At 62.2% G+C, this 14833-nt stretch carries 17 protein-coding genes; 3 read left to right on the top strand and 14 right to left on the bottom strand.

Annotated features, from left to right (window positions below):
* Nucleotides 1–53: 53 nt before the first annotated feature.
* The 3 genes from clpA to FJ543_RS03640 form a co-directional block, all read right to left on the bottom strand.
* Nucleotides 54–2522, bottom strand: a complete 2469-nt coding sequence (gene clpA, locus FJ543_RS03650) for an ATP-dependent Clp protease ATP-binding subunit ClpA (RefSeq protein ID WP_140824591.1) — start codon at nucleotides 2520–2522, stop codon at nucleotides 54–56.
* Between the two features lie 6 nt (nucleotides 2523–2528).
* Nucleotides 2529–2858 (bottom strand): ATP-dependent Clp protease adapter ClpS, encoded by a 330-nt coding sequence (gene clpS, locus FJ543_RS03645; RefSeq protein WP_010909565.1) that lies wholly within the window; start codon nucleotides 2856–2858, stop codon nucleotides 2529–2531.
* Between the two features lie 255 nt (nucleotides 2859–3113).
* Complete coding sequence (locus FJ543_RS03640; RefSeq protein ID WP_015317766.1) at nucleotides 3114–3443, bottom strand: phasin family protein; 330 nt, start codon at nucleotides 3441–3443, stop codon at nucleotides 3114–3116.
* A gap of 284 nt (nucleotides 3444–3727) precedes the next feature.
* Between FJ543_RS03640 and FJ543_RS03635 the strand changes: the two genes are divergently transcribed.
* On the top strand, nucleotides 3728–5149 hold the full coding sequence (locus FJ543_RS03635; RefSeq protein ID WP_140873802.1) for a D-alanyl-D-alanine carboxypeptidase family protein: 1422 nt from the start codon (nucleotides 3728–3730) through the stop codon (nucleotides 5147–5149).
* 46 nt (nucleotides 5150–5195) lie between these two features.
* On the opposite strand, the gene FJ543_RS03630 is transcribed toward FJ543_RS03635, so the two are convergent.
* The 3 genes from FJ543_RS03630 to FJ543_RS03620 all read right to left on the bottom strand — a co-directional run bounded on the left by FJ543_RS03630 (nucleotide 5196) and on the right by FJ543_RS03620 (nucleotide 8087).
* Nucleotides 5196–5897, bottom strand: a complete 702-nt coding sequence (locus FJ543_RS03630) for a DnaJ domain-containing protein (RefSeq protein ID WP_140873800.1) — start codon at nucleotides 5895–5897, stop codon at nucleotides 5196–5198.
* A gap of 272 nt (nucleotides 5898–6169) precedes the next feature.
* Entirely contained in the window at nucleotides 6170–6607 is a 438-nt protein-coding gene (locus FJ543_RS03625; RefSeq protein WP_140873798.1) for a DUF1489 family protein, read from the bottom strand.
* 76 nt (nucleotides 6608–6683) lie between these two features.
* Nucleotides 6684–8087 (bottom strand): L-serine ammonia-lyase, encoded by a 1404-nt coding sequence (locus tag FJ543_RS03620; protein WP_140873796.1) that lies wholly within the window; start codon nucleotides 8085–8087, stop codon nucleotides 6684–6686.
* Nucleotides 8088–8262: 175 nt separating this feature from the next.
* On the opposite strand from FJ543_RS03620, the gene FJ543_RS03615 reads away from it, so the two are divergent.
* Nucleotides 8263–8979: a DUF599 domain-containing protein gene (locus FJ543_RS03615; protein ID WP_140718058.1), complete on the top strand. Its 717-nt coding sequence runs from the start codon at nucleotides 8263–8265 to the stop codon at nucleotides 8977–8979.
* Here the strand turns inward: FJ543_RS03615 and FJ543_RS03610 are convergent.
* The 6 genes from FJ543_RS03610 to FJ543_RS03585 form a co-directional block, all read right to left on the bottom strand.
* On the bottom strand, nucleotides 8952–9749 hold the full coding sequence (locus tag FJ543_RS03610; protein WP_140873794.1) for a YdcF family protein: 798 nt from the start codon (nucleotides 9747–9749) through the stop codon (nucleotides 8952–8954). The genes FJ543_RS03615 and FJ543_RS03610 overlap by 28 nt on opposite strands.
* A 78-nt stretch (nucleotides 9750–9827) precedes the next feature.
* Nucleotides 9828–11393, bottom strand: a complete 1566-nt coding sequence (locus FJ543_RS03605) for an amidase family protein (RefSeq protein WP_140616367.1) — start codon at nucleotides 11391–11393, stop codon at nucleotides 9828–9830.
* On the bottom strand, nucleotides 11393–11848 hold the full coding sequence (locus tag FJ543_RS03600) for a GNAT family N-acetyltransferase (protein ID WP_140616365.1): 456 nt from the start codon (nucleotides 11846–11848) through the stop codon (nucleotides 11393–11395). The genes FJ543_RS03605 and FJ543_RS03600 overlap by 1 nt, the downstream gene beginning before the upstream one ends.
* 7 nt (nucleotides 11849–11855) lie before the next feature.
* Nucleotides 11856–12143 (bottom strand): Asp-tRNA(Asn)/Glu-tRNA(Gln) amidotransferase subunit GatC, encoded by a 288-nt coding sequence (gatC, locus tag FJ543_RS03595; RefSeq protein WP_015317757.1) that lies wholly within the window; start codon nucleotides 12141–12143, stop codon nucleotides 11856–11858.
* Nucleotides 12144–12230: 87 nt separating this feature from the next.
* Nucleotides 12231–12647 carry a hypothetical protein gene (locus tag FJ543_RS03590; RefSeq protein WP_140873792.1) on the bottom strand — a complete coding sequence of 139 codons (417 nt, stop codon included), beginning with the start codon at nucleotides 12645–12647 and terminating at the stop codon, nucleotides 12231–12233.
* A gap of 23 nt (nucleotides 12648–12670) precedes the next feature.
* Nucleotides 12671–13378 (bottom strand): metal-dependent hydrolase, encoded by a 708-nt coding sequence (locus FJ543_RS03585; protein WP_015317755.1) that lies wholly within the window; start codon nucleotides 13376–13378, stop codon nucleotides 12671–12673.
* A 124-nt stretch (nucleotides 13379–13502) separates the two neighbouring features.
* Between FJ543_RS03585 and ruvX the strand changes: the two genes are divergently transcribed.
* Nucleotides 13503–14009 (top strand): Holliday junction resolvase RuvX, encoded by a 507-nt coding sequence (gene ruvX / locus FJ543_RS03580; RefSeq protein WP_140873790.1) that lies wholly within the window; start codon nucleotides 13503–13505, stop codon nucleotides 14007–14009.
* On the opposite strand, the gene FJ543_RS03575 is transcribed toward ruvX, so the two are convergent.
* Nucleotides 13927–14268 (bottom strand): DUF6105 family protein, encoded by a 342-nt coding sequence (locus FJ543_RS03575; RefSeq protein ID WP_015317753.1) that lies wholly within the window; start codon nucleotides 14266–14268, stop codon nucleotides 13927–13929. The two genes, ruvX and FJ543_RS03575, sit on opposite strands and share 83 nt — an antisense overlap.
* Nucleotides 14268–14816: a hypothetical protein gene (locus FJ543_RS03570; RefSeq protein ID WP_015317752.1), complete on the bottom strand. Its 549-nt coding sequence runs from the start codon at nucleotides 14814–14816 to the stop codon at nucleotides 14268–14270. Before FJ543_RS03570 ends, FJ543_RS03575 begins: the two co-directional genes overlap by 1 nt.
* Nucleotides 14817–14833 lie beyond the last annotated feature (17 nt).

Raw genomic sequence — 14833 nt, 5'->3', positions numbered from 1 at the left:
TCTTCTCCAACGAAAAAAGCCCCGTTGCCGGGGCTTTTCGAGGGGGTGACTGTTCAGCCTTTGCGGGGCAATTGGGGCACAAGGCTGCGCTTGCCGCCGTCCTTGCCCTTGGGCTCCGGCTTCTGCGCCACGGCCTTCTTGGCCGCGGGCTTCTTGGCCACCGCCTTGGGCGGCTTCGGCGCGTCTTCGGGCTCTTCCTTCTTCGGCTTCACCGGTGCCTCGTCGGCGAGCGATTCGAGCTTCAGGCCGGTCTCGCCGGTTTCCTTCTTCTCGACGGTGACGCGCACCGTGCCGCCCTTCTTCAGCTTGCCGAACAGCACCTCGTCGGCCAGCGGCTTCTTGATGTGCTCCTGGATGACGCGGCCAAGTGGACGCGCGCCCATGCGTTCGTCATAACCCTTGTCGGCAAGCCAGGCGATCGCGTCCGGCGACAGGTCGAAGGTGACGCCGCGCTCGGAGAGCTGGGCTTCCAGCTGCATGACGAACTTCTGCACCACCTGATGGATCACCGGCACCGGCAGCGAGCCGAACGGGATGATCGCGTCGAGACGGTTGCGGAATTCCGGCGTGAACAGCCGGTTGATCGCCTCGACATCGTCGCCTTCGCGCTTGGTCGAACCGAAACCGATCGCCGCGCGCTGCGCATCGGATGCGCCCGCATTGGTGGTCATGATCAGGATGACATTGCGGAAGTCGATCTGCTTGCCATTGTGGTCGGTCAGCTTGCCGTGGTCCATCACCTGCAACAGGATGTTGAACAGGTCCGGATGCGCCTTCTCGACCTCGTCGAGAAGCAGCACGCAGTGCGGATGCTGGTCGACACCGTCGGTCAAAAGGCCGCCTTGGTCGAAACCGACATAGCCGGGAGGCGCGCCGATCAGCCGCGAGACGGTGTGGCGTTCCATATATTCCGACATGTCGAAGCGGATCAGTTCGACGCCGAGCGAGGCGGCCAACTGCTTGGCGACCTCCGTCTTGCCGACGCCGGTCGGGCCCGAGAACAGGTACGAGCCGATCGGCTTTTCCGGTTCGCGCAGGCCGGCCCGTGCCAGCTTGATCGCCGAGGTCAGCGCCGTAATGGCGGTGTCCTGGCCGTAGACGACGCGCTTGAGCTCAATGTCCAGGCCCTGCAGCACCTTCTCGTCATCGGCCGAAACCGTCTTCGGCGGAATACGCGCCATGGTGGCGATCGTCGCTTCGATCTCCTTGATGCCGATCGTCTTCTTGCGCTTGGCTTCCGGCACCAGCATCTGCGAGGCGCCGGTCTCGTCGATCACGTCGATCGCCTTGTCCGGCAGCTTGCGGTCGTTGATGTAGCGCGCCGACAGTTCCACCGAGGCCTTGATCGCCTCGTTGGTGAACTTCACCTTGTGAAATTCCTCATAATAGGGCTTCAGGCCCTTCATGATCTCGATGGCGTCCTCGACGGTCGGCTCATTGACGTCGATCTTCTGGAAGCGCCGCACCAAGGCACGGTCCTTCTCGAAGAATTGGCGGAACTCCTTGTAGGTGGTCGAACCGATGCAGCGGATCGCACCGGAAGACAGCGCCGGCTTCAACAGGTTCGACGCATCCATGGCGCCGCCAGAAGTGGCGCCGGCGCCGATCACCGTATGGATCTCGTCGATGAACAGCACGGCACCCGGATAATCCTCGAGTTCCTTGACGACCTGCTTCAGCCGTTCCTCGAAATCGCCACGATAGCGCGTGCCGGCCAACAGCGTGCCCATGTCGAGCGCGAAGATGGTGGCATTGTGCAGCACTTCCGGCACGTCGCCCTCGACGATGCGCTTGGCCAACCCTTCGGCGATCGCCGTCTTGCCGACACCGGGGTCACCGACATAGAGCGGGTTGTTCTTGGAACGGCGGCACAGCACCTGGATGGTGCGGTTGATCTCGCCTTCGCGGCCGATCAGCGGATCGATCTTGCCGGCCTTGGCCTTGTTGTTGAGGTTGACGCAATAAGCGGTCAGCGCGTCCTGCTGCTGCTTCTTCTTGCCGCCCTCCTCCTGTGGCTCGGCGCCGTTCGGGCCGCCCTGCTCGTCATCGGCACCGCGCGGGCTGCGGCTCTCCGACGCGCCCGGACGCTTGGCGATGCCGTGCGAGATGTAGTTGACCGCGTCGTAGCGGGTCATCTGCTGTTCCTGCAGGAAATAAGCGGCATGGCTTTCGCGCTCGGCGAAGATCGCCACGAGCACGTTGGCACCAGACACTTCCTCGCGACCCGATGACTGCACATGGATCACCGCGCGCTGGATGACGCGCTGGAAGCCGGCGGTCGGCTTAGAGTCCTCGTCGTAGCCGGTAACCAGATTGTCGAGCTCGGTATCGATATAGGTGAGAACGGTATGCTTCAGCTCGTCGAGATCGACGTTGCAGGCGCGCATGACGGCGGCCGCCTCGGTGTCGTCGATGAGCGCGAGCAGCAAATGTTCAAGTGTTGCATATTCATGGTGGCGCTCATTGGCGAGCGTCAGCGCCTGGTGAAGCGCCTTTTCCAGGCCTTGGGAGAAAGCCGGCATGTTACCTCACTTCTTCTCCATCACGCATTGCAGCGGATGCTGATTCTGTCGGGCGAAATCCATGACCTGAGACACTTTGGTCTCGGCCACCTCGAATGTATAGACCCCGCACTCGCCCACTCCATGATTGTGAACATGAAGCATGATGCGTGTGGCGGCTTCGCGGTCCTTCTGGAAAAAACGTTCCAGCACGTGAACCACGAACTCCATCGGAGTGTAGTCGTCGTTGAGGATGAGGACCCGGTAAAGGCTGGGCTTCTTGGTTTTGGTTTTGGTGCGCGTGATGACGGCCGTCCCGCGGCCGGCCTCATTGCCGTCGCCGCCGCCGTTTTGCATCCGCGCCACTTGTCTCGTGGCAGTCAAACCGATCGTCACGTAATCCTGCCTCTTTCGAATCCTCATGCGAGTTCAACATGTAGGTGTTCGATGGACGATTTTAAGCCCTTCTGGTTAGCTGACAATATGGCTAGGTGGCCAACCTGGCGGTTTTTCGCAATCGTGAAGCGCTGGCATGAAAAAACCCGGCCGCGTTTCCGCGGTCGGGTTTTGTCCCGCGCCCAAAGGGCCGGATTTTAATTCACGGGCGAAAAATTACTTCGCCTTGGCAACGATCGATTCGAACGGCTTGTAGGCCTCTTTGGCGAGTTCGGCATAGAGGTCGCCAATCTTGGTAGCCTCGGCGACGAACGCCTCGTAGGACTGCTTGGCATAGTCGGATTGAATCTCGATCGCCTTGTCCAGCGACTTGGCCGAGAACAGCTTCTCGCACGCGACGCTGCCGGCTTCGAAGCTCTTCTTGGTGTATTCGCCGGCCTCGGTGGCGATCGCCTGCGCGCCCTTGGACAAGGAGGCGAAGCTCTTCAATCCGGTGTCGGCGAACTCCTTGCCGTATTTGCTGAAGTCCTCATAGGTCTGGGTCATTTCGTACTCTCCCTGGACGGTTGACGCGCCCTGCCCCGAGCGCCGTTGTGCAATGCATAATATATATTGTGCAGCGCACAAAAGTCAAGAAGTCGGGGACTCGCGACCCCGCGGGCAGCGGCAATGGCTAAAATTCGAATAAAGGAAGGCTCAAACCCCCAGAAAATGGTGAACGCGGCGGTTACCATAAACGGATTGGTAACGCTGCCCCGCTAGCTTGGCCAGAAGTGAGGCAGGATCCCTTTGCCGCCTCCAGCGCAACGAGAAATTCAAAGGAACTACCAGTGCGTCAGGCGTTGTCGGGCTTCGTTTCCAAATCCGCGTTCCCTCTTAAAACGATCATGATCCTCGCCATGGCGATGACCTTCGTCGTCGCGGACGTCGCCTCGTCGCTCGCGGCGAAATCCGCGGCCATCGTCGTCGATGCCAAAACCGGCAAGGTTCTGTACTCGGCTAATGCCGATGGCCGGCGCTATCCCGCTTCGCTGACCAAGATGATGACGCTCTATCTGACCTTTGAAGCGATGGCGAAGGGCAAGATCAGCAGAAACTCGCCAGTCGTGTTTTCGGCACATGCGTCAGCCGAGGCGCCGACCAAGCTCGGCGTGAAGCCTGGTGGATCGGTGGCGGTCGAGACCGCGATCCTGTCGATCGTGACGAAGTCGGCCAACGACTCGGCGACCGCGCTCGGCGAAATGCTCGGCGGCAACGAAACCAACTTCGCCCGCATGATGACGGCCAAGGCGCGGCAGCTTGGCATGAACGGCACGGTCTTCCGCAACGCCAACGGCCTGCCGGATCCGGGACAGTTCACCACCGCGCGCGACATGGCCACGCTCGGCATTGCGCTCAGGGAACATTTTCCCCAGTACTACGGCTATTTCGCGCAGCGATCCTTTCTCTACGGTCGCCAGCGCATCAATGGCCATAACCGTCTGCTCGGACGCATCAAGGGCGTCGACGGCATCAAGACCGGCTATACCCGCGCCTCCGGCTTCAATCTCGTCTCCTCCGTTAATGACGGCAACCGCCGCCTGGTCGCCGTTGTCATGGGCGGCACGTCGGGCGGCAGCCGAGACAACCAGATGGCAGGCCTGATCAACACCTATCTGCCGAGGGCCTCGACCCGCGGTGGCGGCGACCTCGTTGCCAAGGCGGACAGCAACCCCATCAGCGAACTTGCAAAGGTTCTCCTGCCCAAGCATGACGCGCCGACCCCGGACGAAAAGCCGGTGGCCGTGGCGGAAGCCGATACGGCCGTCGCCGACGACGCGACCGTTGCCCAGGGCGACAGCGAGGACGAGGATACAGCCGAGGCGGAGGCACCCAAGCTGGTTGTCCCGGCAAAGAAGGTAAAGACGGTCATCGTCTCCGCTCCCAAGGTCGCCACCGCCCAGGTCGTGGCCGCCTATGCCGAGCCCACCCCGGCCGTTGATCCGGTCAGCACCGCGTCGGTTCCGTCAGGCTGGGCCATCCAGGTTGCCTCCTCGCCGAAACAGTCCGAAGCCCAGGCTTTCCTCGACAAGACCACCAAGCAGGCTCCCAAGGTGCTGGCCAACGCTTCCGGCTTCACCGTCGCTTTCGACAAGGACGGCGCCACCTACTACCGCGCTCGCTTCGGCGGCTTTGGGTCCAAGGATGCCGCCTGGAAGGCCTGCACCGCTTTGAAGAAGAAGAAAATCGAGTGCTACGCCGTCCAGCAATAGGACTGCGTGGAAGATATCTCCCGGAAAATTTTTGCGTCGAAGGAGACTAGTTGTGATTGGAGAGCAAGACGTCCTTGGCTTCGTTAATCCGCGCCGCCAGGAAAGACGTGCCGCCGACATCGGGGTGCAGGCGCTGCATCAGGCGGCGGTGCGCCTTGCGGACATCCGCCGCGGCGGCCCCCGCTTCAAGACCAAGGACCTTGTAGGCCTCCTCCTTAGTCATGGCGCCCGGACCTGGCGCAACACCCAGCCTTTCGCCACCGTTCGTCTCAGCGTATTTGCGCCAGACGGGAAATCTGCCGTCAAGATACGTCTCTAGCAACTGCCGGCTCTCCGGATCGCCGGAGAGTTCGCGGTAGAGATGCTGCAATTGCGCAAGGGTCATCGAGCCAAGCATCTTGCCATCGTGGCGGCCGGCCAGCACCAGCCCTTCCAGGCCGCCAGTATTGTGATCGAGTTCCATCTCGAGTGCCGCCGTCCGCACCGTTGAGCGTTTTCCAGCACCCGGTCTGGCCTTTGGCCCGCCCGTATGCATGGCGCCGTACCAGGCGATTGCCACGAACAGGATGATGCCGCCGATGCCTTGGCGCCCGACCAGGAGCACGGCGCCACCCACCAGCGCCAGCAGGATCGGTCCCAATTTTCTCATTCCGCTTGCGAGTTGCGCCGGATCCGCGCGGAGAAATGCGGTGGCTACCCCCAGCAGCACCAGCAACAACGCGACCACGATGAGAATTGCGCCTAACATTTCGCACCGCCCCGCAGGGGTCCTGTCCGCTCGGACAGCCGCGTGATGTCCTTCAACACTTTTCCTGCGCCAGAATCATGGCCTTTAATCGGGCCGGAAGGAGGACCATCATGCGAACTGATCCTCCAAAGCACAGCGGCCTGTGTCGACAGTTCTTCATCGCGTATGGATTTCAAGATGTGGCGTCGTCGCGTCGCTTGCAAGTCCAGCGCGGGGCAAGATTGAGGGCCAGAAAACGCGGGCGCGGCAGTAGGCAATCCTTCGCTCAAGCCCTAGAGCAGGCCGAGGTCGGCCAGCTCGCGCCTGAGTTTCGGCGGCATCTCGACCAATCCCGCCTTGCCCTTGCCGAGGTCGGCCGGGGCGCCCGCCGGCTTCAGGTAACGCCAGCCCTGGAAGGCGCGGCGCGGCTGCCAGTCGGTGCGCACCACCTCGGGATCGAGCATCAAATGGCAGCGGCCAATGCCGTCGTCATCGGTGAACGGCCGGATTTCCGTGATCAACTGGCGGCACTGCACGCTGCCCTTGATCACCCAGTAGAGCGAACCGCCATCGGTGACCTCGTCGCCACGTGTCGGCATCATGCGGGTGGTGTGCCAGTGTTCGGCTGGTTCGCCGGCACGGCGGCGCTCGTCAAGGCGGAAGGCGATCCACTCTTCGAGATCCTCGACACTGTCGCAACCGACGCAAAGCTTTAGGAGATTGAGAGCCATCGCCCAAGGTTAGTCCGGAGCGCCGGGACGTCAACGGCCTGACGGACTTCTCCACAGTGCCGGCTTGGGCCAGCCCTCAACACTCAACGACATTGACCGCCAGGCCGCCAAGGCTGGTTTCCTTGTACTTCTCGTTCATGTCGAGGCCGGTCTGGCGCATCGTCTCGATCGCCGCATCAAGCGGCACGAAATGCACGCCGTCGCCTTTGATGGCCAGTGACGCGGCCGTCACCGCCTTGACGGCACCCAATGCGTTGCGCTCGATGCAGGGCACCTGGACCAACCCGCCGACCGGGTCGCAAGTCATGCCGAGATGATGTTCGAGCGCGATTTCGGCAGCATTCTCGACCTGCTCGGGCGTGCCGCCCATGACCGCGCACAGGCCGGCCGCAGCCATTGCCGAGGCGGAACCGACCTCGCCCTGGCAGCCGACCTCGGCGCCCGATATCGACGCATTGGACTTGATGATGCCGCCAACGGCCGCTGCCGTCAGCAGGAAGTCGCGAATGCTCGGCTGGTCGGCCTCGGGATGGAAATGCAGCCAGTAGCGCAGCACCGCCGGCAGTGTGCCCGCGGCACCATTGGTCGGCGCGGTGACGACACGCCCGCCCGCCGCATTCTCCTCGTTGACCGCCATCGCATAGATCGACAGCCAGTCATTGGCGAGCAGCGGGTTCGGCCGGTTCTGCTGCCACTGCTCCTGCAGCTTGTCATGGAGCTGTCTGGCGCGGCGGCGCACCTTGAGCCCGCCCGGCATGATGCCGTCCTGCGACAGGCCGCGGTCGATGCAGCCCTTCATGGCGTCCCAGATGGTGTCGAGGCCGGTGTCGAGCGCCTCGCGCGACATCTGCGTCTCCTCGTTGACGCGCTTCATTTCGGCAATGGAAAGGCCGCTCCTGGCCGCCATCTTCAGCATCTCGACAGCATTCTTGAAGGGATACGGCACTTTCTTGCCCTCGGTTGTGACCGAGCCCTTCGACTTCATCCGTTGCAGCTCTTCTTCCGAAACCACGAAGCCGCCGCCGATCGAATAGTAGATGCGCTTGAGCAGCAACCGGCCGCCGGCGTCGTAAGCGTAGAACGCCATGCCGTTGGCATGCCCGGTGAGCGGCGTCTTGCGGTCCAGCACCAGATCGGTGGCCGGATCGAAATGGTAGGGAGGGTGGCCGGGCGGTGAAACCAGCATGTCGGCGGTGATGCGGCTGACAATTTCGTCGGCTCGGTCGGGGTCGACCGTTTGCGGCGTCTGGCCGGCAAGGCCGAGAATGACGGCACGGTCGCTGCCATGGCCGATGCCGGTATAGGCGAGCGAGCCATGCAGGCTGGCGCCGATGCGATCGACCTTGGCGCCAGCGGGACGCGGCCAGTCGTCGCCCGCGACCTCATCGAGGAAGCGGCGCGCAGCCGTCATCGGTCCCATCGTGTGCGAGCTCGAGGGGCCGATGCCGATCTTGAACAGGTCGAAAACCGAAAGGAACACGCTGTCTCCTGGGTCACGTCGAGGATTACATATAGGAATTCCCGGGATGTTTCCGCTCTTTTGACAATCGCGGCGCAGCACCTGCCGACCTTGTTTGCTCCGGCAGCGACATCGAGTGCAACGCGCCGTGCAAGGTCATCGAAGCAACCGGGCCGAATATGGTAGATTCGGCGCCATGGGCGATTCCTATCTTTCGACGGCCGATCTCGCGGCGCTGGGCTTTTTCCTCCTCGCATGGGTGCTGCACACGCTCGCCTCGGACGGCCACCTGGTCGGCCGCGTGTCGCTGACCACCGCCATGAATGCGCAACGCGAGGCCTGGATGCGCACCATGGCCGAGCGCGAGATCCGCATCGTCGACACCGCCATCATGAGCGGCCTGCAGCAGGGAACCGCCTTCTTCGCCTCCAGTTCGCTGATCGCGCTCGGCGGCTGCTTCGCCCTGCTTGGCGCGTCGGACCGGGTGCTTGAGGTGCTGAGCACCTTGCCCTTGGGCGGCGCGCCGTCGCGCTCGGCCTTTCAGATCAAGGTGCTGGGACTGGTGCTGATCCTGGCCTTTTCCTTCTTCAAATTCGGCTGGGCCTATAGGCTGTTCAACTACTGTTCGATCCTGATCGGCGCCGTGCCGATCCCCCATGGCGAGGCCTCGCGCAATCCCCTCACGCAAACGGCCGTGTGGCGCGCGACGCAAATGAACATGCTGGCCGGCAAGCATTTCAACTCGGGCCTGCGCGGCGTGTTCTTCTCGATCGGCTATCTCGGCTGGTTCGTCGATCCCCTGGTGTTCGTGCTGTCGACGCTTCTGCTGCTGGCCGTTCTGGTACGGCGCCAGTTCTTCTCGGCGGCGCGGCGCGCGGTGATCGGTCAGCCGCCCGGCGTCGGAAATGGCTGATCGATGCGTCCGGAAAGCCAATAGGCGAAAAGCCCGATCCATTCGCGAACCGCGATGGTCGTGTTCTGCAGCGAATCGGCCGCATTGTCGCGAAACAAGCCGACGCCTTCCCGACCCGAGGTGCGATAGTCGACCGGCCATTGGACAGTTGGAAAACCTGCCTTGTCGAACAGGGCCTTGGCGCGCGGCATGTGAAAGGCTGATGTCACCAAAAGCCATGTCTCGCCCGGTTTGGGCTTGACCAGTTCGCGGCTGAAGACCGCGTTCTCGTAAGTGTTGCGGGATTTGTCTTCGAGGAGCAGCCGGTCGGCCGGGACACCCAGCGCCTCGAGCAGGCGCGGCGCGGTGTCGGCATCACCTTCGCCGTCGAAGAACAATGAGCCGTTTCCACCGGAGACCACCACTTTTGCCTGCGGGAAACGCCGGGCGAGGATCGCGGTCTCGACCATGCGATCGCCGCTGCTGTTCAATTCATAGCCGCCGCGCGCGAGGTTGATAGCGCCCTCGAAGCCGCCGCCGAGCACGACGATGCCGTCTACCTTCTCCGGCAGCGGCGGCCTGGGAAAGCGTTCCTCCAGCGGATTGAGCATCATCGCTCCAAGTGACGTCCAGGCCGACAGCGCAAGGAGCAGAAACGCCAGCACGCCGCCGCTGACGGCAAGTCGCCGCCGGCCGGCCATCCCGGCGATCAGCCCCGCCAAAAGCAAGAAGATCGTCAGATTGAGCGGCTGGATGAAGAACCAGAATATCTTGGAAAGATAGTAGAACATCGCTCACTCATTGCAGCCCGCAAGGCTGTCCAAAATCGATCGCGATTTTCAGGACCATGCGTCAGACGAGCGATATCCTTACCACCACTTCTCCGGCTGGAATGTGCCGGCCGCCTGCTCGATGACGGCGGCGGTCTGGAAAAGCGTCTCTTCCTCGAACGGCCTGCCGATCAATTGCAGGCCGAGCGGCAGCCCCTTGGGGTCGAGGCCGGCGGGCACCGCGATGCCGGGTAGGCCGGCCATGTTCACGGTGACCGTGAAAATATCGTTGAGGTACATCTTGACCGGATCGGCAGCCATGTCCTCGTCGGCAATGCCGAAGGCAGCGGACGGCGTCGCAGGTGTCAGGATGACATCGACGCCGGCGGCGAAGACATTTTCGAAGTCGCGCTTGATCAGGTTGCGCACCTTCTGAGCCTGCAGGTAGTAGGCGTCATAGTAGCCGGCCGACAGCACATAGGTGCCGATCATGATGCGGCGCTTGACCTCGCGGCCGAAGCCGGCGGCGCGGGTCTTCTCATACATCTCGACGATGTCCTTGCCCGGCACGCGCAAGCCGTAGCGGACGCCGTCATAGCGGGCGAGGTTGGAAGAAGCTTCCGCGGGCGCCACAATGTAATAGGCCGGCAGCGCGTATTTGGTGTGCGGCAGGGAGATGTCGACGATTTCGGCGCCGGCATCCTTGAGCCAGGCAATGCCCTTCTGCCACAACGCCTCGATCTCTTCCGGCATGCCGTCGACGCGGTATTCCTTGGGAATGCCGACTTTCATGCCCTTGATCGGCTTACCGATCGCCGCCTCGTAGTCCGGCACCGGCCGGTTGACGGACGTAGTGTCCTTGGGATCGACCGACGCCATGGATTTCAGAAGAATGGCGGCGTCGCGGACGTCGCGGGCGATCGGTCCGGCCTGATCGAGCGACGAGGCGAAGGCGACGATGCCCCAGCGCGAGCAGCGGCCATAGGTCGGCTTGATGCCGACGGTCCCGGTGAACGCGGCTGGCTGGCGGATCGAACCGCCGGTGTCGGTGGCGGTTGCGCCTGCACACAGGAAGGCCGACACGGCGGTCGCCGAACCACCGGAAGAACCACCCGGCACCAGCTGCGCATTGTCGAGGCTACGCTGGGTTTTCGTGCCACCTGCCGAGACGAAGCCGCCATCACCCTGATGCGTCGTCGGCATCACCACCGTATCGAGGCGCGAACGCCGCCACGGGTTGATGACCGGGCCGTAGTAGGAGGTCTCGTTGGACGAGCCCATGGCGAATTCGTCCATATTGAGCTTGCCCAGCATGACCGCGCCGTCGGCCCACAGGTTGGACGTGACCGTTGATTCATAGCGCGGCTTGAAACCGTCGAGCACGTGGCTGCAGGCCTGGGTGTGGACGCCTTCGGTACCGAACAGGTCCTTGATCCCGAGCGGAATGCCTTCCAGCGCACCGCCCTCGCCCTTGAGCAGCCTGGCGTCCGACGTCTTGGCCATGTCGCGCGCCTTGTCGCCCGTCACCGCCACATAGGCATTGAGCGCCGGATTGGCGCGATCGATCGCCAAGAGATAGGCTTCGGTGATCTCGGTCGCGGTGATTTCCTTGGCGCGCAGCTTGGCGCGGGCCTGCGAAATCGTCAGATGGGTCAGGTCGCTCATCAAAGGCTCTTTTCGTAAAACACCGACCACTCGGAATCGGGATAGTCCAGCACCGGGCCGCAGCGCGAGAACCCGGCGCGTTCATAGACGGTCCAGGCGGCGGGATGGCGATCGCCGGTCTCCAGCACCAGCCGCTTCAACCCTTCATCGCGCGCCAGCGCCTCGACCCGTTGGACGATTCCAGCGCCAATCTTGCGGCCACGATGCGAAGGCCTCGTGTACATACGCTTGACCTCGCCAATGGCATCGTCATGGCGCTTGAGTGCACCACAACCAATGGCGACGCCGTTGTCGCGAGCGATGAAAACCGTCGTGTCCTTGCCTGCCATCTGCTCGACCGTCAGGTGGTAGCAGTGCTCCGGCGGCGTCAGTTCGAGCAAGGTCGCGTTGAGTTCCGCGACCAAGCCGCGCACGTCGTCCTGCAGCGGCGTTTCGATGGCGATCTCGATAGCCATCGGTGCCTTACTCCACGACCTTCGGCACGAGGAAGAAATTCTCGTCGGTCGCGGGCGCGTTGGCGACGATGTCGGCCGCCTTGTTGCCGTCGGTGACGACATCGCCGCGCTTCTTCATTTCCATCGGCGTCACCGACGTCATTGGCTCGACGCCGGAAACATCGACCTCGTTCAACTGCTCGACGAAGCCCAGTATGGCATTCAACTCGCCGGTCATACGCTCGGCATCTTCCTCGCTCACCGCGATGCGGGCGAGATGCGCCACGCGCTTCACTGTCTTGACATCAACGGACATGTATTTGCCTCGGGGAAAACCAGTCCGGGCTATAGCGGCGCGGCGCGCGGGGCGCAACATGTGCCGCCCGACAATCGGGCAACAACCTCATGGCAGGGCAATGCCCTCACACAGATAGTAGCTGCCGCTGTTGCCGCTCGCCTCGCCTTCATCGTCAATCGGCCGAACCGACACGAGATCGACCTGCGTCGGGTTCATCTGCGTAACCGACAGGACGTCAGGAAAGACATAGCCCGGCTCCTGGCAGATCGCCGTCACAGCCCAGCTCGGCGAGCGTGTCGCCTTGCTGACCTGAACGAATTCGCAATTGTATTCGACGCCTTGCAGGCCGTTCTTCGAAAGAACGATGTTGCCGGCATCGATCAGCGTCTGCAGCGTATCCTTTTTGGCTTGGGTACAGAGTTCCTCCGACTGGAGATAGACACCTTCGATGAAGTCATCCGCAGCAAGCGCGGGCGACGCCGCGACAAACATCGATACGCAAAGAGATCGCCCTAATGCCATGGATTTATTCCGCTTTGGCTGTTCTAGATGGTAATCGTTTCACCAATCTTCGGCAATGCAAGCTTGACCCCAGATCCTTCCAGCCCGGCTTCGAACTTCTCGGGCGTCGGGTCGATCATTGGAAACGTGCCGAAATGGCAAGGGACCACCGTTTCGAACTTGAAGAAGCGGCGGCAGGCAAGGGCCGCCACCGCACCGCCCATGGTGAAGCGATCGCCGATCGGAACGATGCCAATCTTTGGCTCGTGCAATTCATTGATCAGCGCCATGTCGGAAAAGATGTCGGTGTCACCCATGTGGTAGAGCGTCTGGTCTTCCGGGAAATGCAGGACCAGCCCACCCGGATTGCCGAGATAGACGTTCTTGCCGCCCTCTTCGCCAAAGGAGGACGAATGCAGCGCCTGAACGAAAGTGGAGGTGAAACCGCCGCAATCGACCGTGCCGCCAATGTTGCCGGGATTGATCTTCTTGTCGCTGACGCCCCTGCCGACAAGGTACATGCAGATCTCGAAATTGGCGACCAGTTGCGCGCCGCTCTTGCCGAGCACTTCCAGCGCGCCGCTGATGTGGTCGCTGTGCCCGTGCGTCAAAAGAACATGCGTGATCCCTTCGGCCGGTCCTTCCCACCCGTCCGTCCAGGACGGGTTGCCGATCAGATAGGGGTCGATGAGGATTTTCGCGTCACCGGTTTCGATGCGGAAGGCCGAGTGGCCATACCAGGTCAGTTTCATGAATGCATTTCCTCGATTTTTCCCGAGCCAAAGGATAGAACGCCGATAGCCTTGAGATCAAAGGGTATAGTGTCCGCCGGGCATCCGAAAGGACGCGTGCTGTCGAAAAAACGAGGGAAAACCGTTGACCGTCATCACGATTGAGCAATTGCCGGCACGGCTCGCCAACGGCAGGACCTTGGCGGGGCTCGATCTCGGCGACAAGACGATCGGCGTGGCGGTTTCCGATCGGGGGTTCTCCTTCGCTCATCCGCGTCCAGTCATCATCCGGCGGAAATTCTCGCTCGACGCCGCCGTCCTTCTGGCATTGCTGACGAAAGAGAATGTCGGTGCGGTGGCGATCGGATTGCCGATCAACATGGATGGATCGGAAGGTCCGCGCGCACAGAAATCGCGCGCCTTCGTGCGCAACATGGCGCGGCTAAGCGACCTGCCCTTCGTATTCTGGGATGAGCGGCTGTCGACCGTCGCGGCCGAACGGACGCTGATAGAGATGGATTTCTCGCGCGCCAAACGCGCCGGCAAGATCGATTCGGCGGCGGCCGCCTTTATTCTGCAGGGAGTTTTAGACCGGCTTCAGTCACTCGATGCAGCCGATCGAACGGGACCGGACCGGTCCAGCGACGCCTGACCCAGCCCAATATCTCGCGACGCCTGCGAAACACCCATATCGCCACGAGCAGCAAGCCATCGAACACGCAGGCTTTTGCCACCATGCCCGGGATGGTTGCGGGGTCGATGCCGAGCATCTGACCGTAGAGCTGGAACACGAAATCGTGCAGCTGCCGGCTGAGCATCACATAGCCGAAATTCATGTCGTTGAGCGACAGGTAGAACCAGCCCCAAAACAGCGCCATCGGCGCGGCCCACAACGCGAAGATGTAGCGCATCAGCGGCCTCCCTTCCCGTTCGGGCCGGTCCGTCCCGATATCATGGAGAGCAGCGAATTGTGCGCCGCGGCTTTCGCCATGCTGTGCGCCGTGGCGTGGAAATCCTCCTCATCCAGCGCAGCTACCGAACGCCGTTCGGCAAGCATTGCGACATAGGAGACCAGAAGTGCGGCCAGTTGCACTGCGACCACCATGAACAGGCCGTTGATGCCTTGGGCCGCACCGCCGATCAGGATCATCGACATCACCCCGGAAGCGGAAATGAAGGCGATGCGAACGACGCTGTCGGCGCCGGGGCTGGACGCGTCGTTGATCAGTGTATCGACAAAGGCCCAGAAGAACAGCACCGCCACGACCAGCAACGCGATCGCCAGCGGAGCGACCACGACGATGTTCTCCAGATTGACAAACTGGGCGCTCTCGACGGTCACGCCGAGTACGCCGAGAGCCGCCGTCACACCTCGATTTCCATCGATACAGATCACCGCAAGCAGGGCAAAAACGATCGCCCAGTGCACGGACAGAAAGGAGGTCAGTACGTGTCGCATCGTGATTCCTGCTTCGA

This window comes from Mesorhizobium sp. B2-5-7 (assembly GCF_006440875.1).
Taxonomy (GTDB): Bacteria; Pseudomonadota; Alphaproteobacteria; order Rhizobiales; family Rhizobiaceae; genus Mesorhizobium; species Mesorhizobium australicum.
This window is presented reverse-complemented; position numbering and strand designations above follow the sequence as displayed.

Coding starts and splice junctions, on each gene's coding strand:
- clpA (WP_140824591.1), bottom strand. CDS start 2,522: ATGCCGGCTTTCTCCCAAGGCCTGGAAAAGGCGCTTCACCAGGCGCTG.
- clpS (WP_010909565.1), bottom strand. CDS start 2,858: ATGCAAAACGGCGGCGGCGACGGCAATGAGGCCGGCCGCGGGACGGCC.
- FJ543_RS03640 (WP_015317766.1), bottom strand. CDS start 3,443: ATGACCCAGACCTATGAGGACTTCAGCAAATACGGCAAGGAGTTCGCC.
- FJ543_RS03630 (WP_140873800.1), bottom strand. CDS start 5,897: ATGTTAGGCGCAATTCTCATCGTGGTCGCGTTGTTGCTGGTGCTGCTG.
- FJ543_RS03625 (WP_140873798.1), bottom strand. CDS start 6,607: ATGGCTCTCAATCTCCTAAAGCTTTGCGTCGGTTGCGACAGTGTCGAG.
- FJ543_RS03615 (WP_140718058.1), top strand. CDS start 8,263: ATGGGCGATTCCTATCTTTCGACGGCCGATCTCGCGGCGCTGGGCTTT.
- FJ543_RS03610 (WP_140873794.1), bottom strand. CDS start 9,749: ATGTTCTACTATCTTTCCAAGATATTCTGGTTCTTCATCCAGCCGCTC.
- FJ543_RS03605 (WP_140616367.1), bottom strand. CDS start 11,393: ATGAGCGACCTGACCCATCTGACGATTTCGCAGGCCCGCGCCAAGCTG.
- FJ543_RS03600 (WP_140616365.1), bottom strand. CDS start 11,848: ATGGCTATCGAGATCGCCATCGAAACGCCGCTGCAGGACGACGTGCGC.
- gatC (WP_015317757.1), bottom strand. CDS start 12,143: ATGTCCGTTGATGTCAAGACAGTGAAGCGCGTGGCGCATCTCGCCCGC.
- FJ543_RS03590 (WP_140873792.1), bottom strand. CDS start 12,647: ATGGCATTAGGGCGATCTCTTTGCGTATCGATGTTTGTCGCGGCGTCG.
- FJ543_RS03585 (WP_015317755.1), bottom strand. CDS start 13,378: ATGAAACTGACCTGGTATGGCCACTCGGCCTTCCGCATCGAAACCGGT.
- FJ543_RS03575 (WP_015317753.1), bottom strand. CDS start 14,268: ATGCGCTACATCTTCGCGTTGTGGGCCGCGCCGATGGCGCTGTTTTGG.
- FJ543_RS03570 (WP_015317752.1), bottom strand. CDS start 14,816: ATGCGACACGTACTGACCTCCTTTCTGTCCGTGCACTGGGCGATCGTT.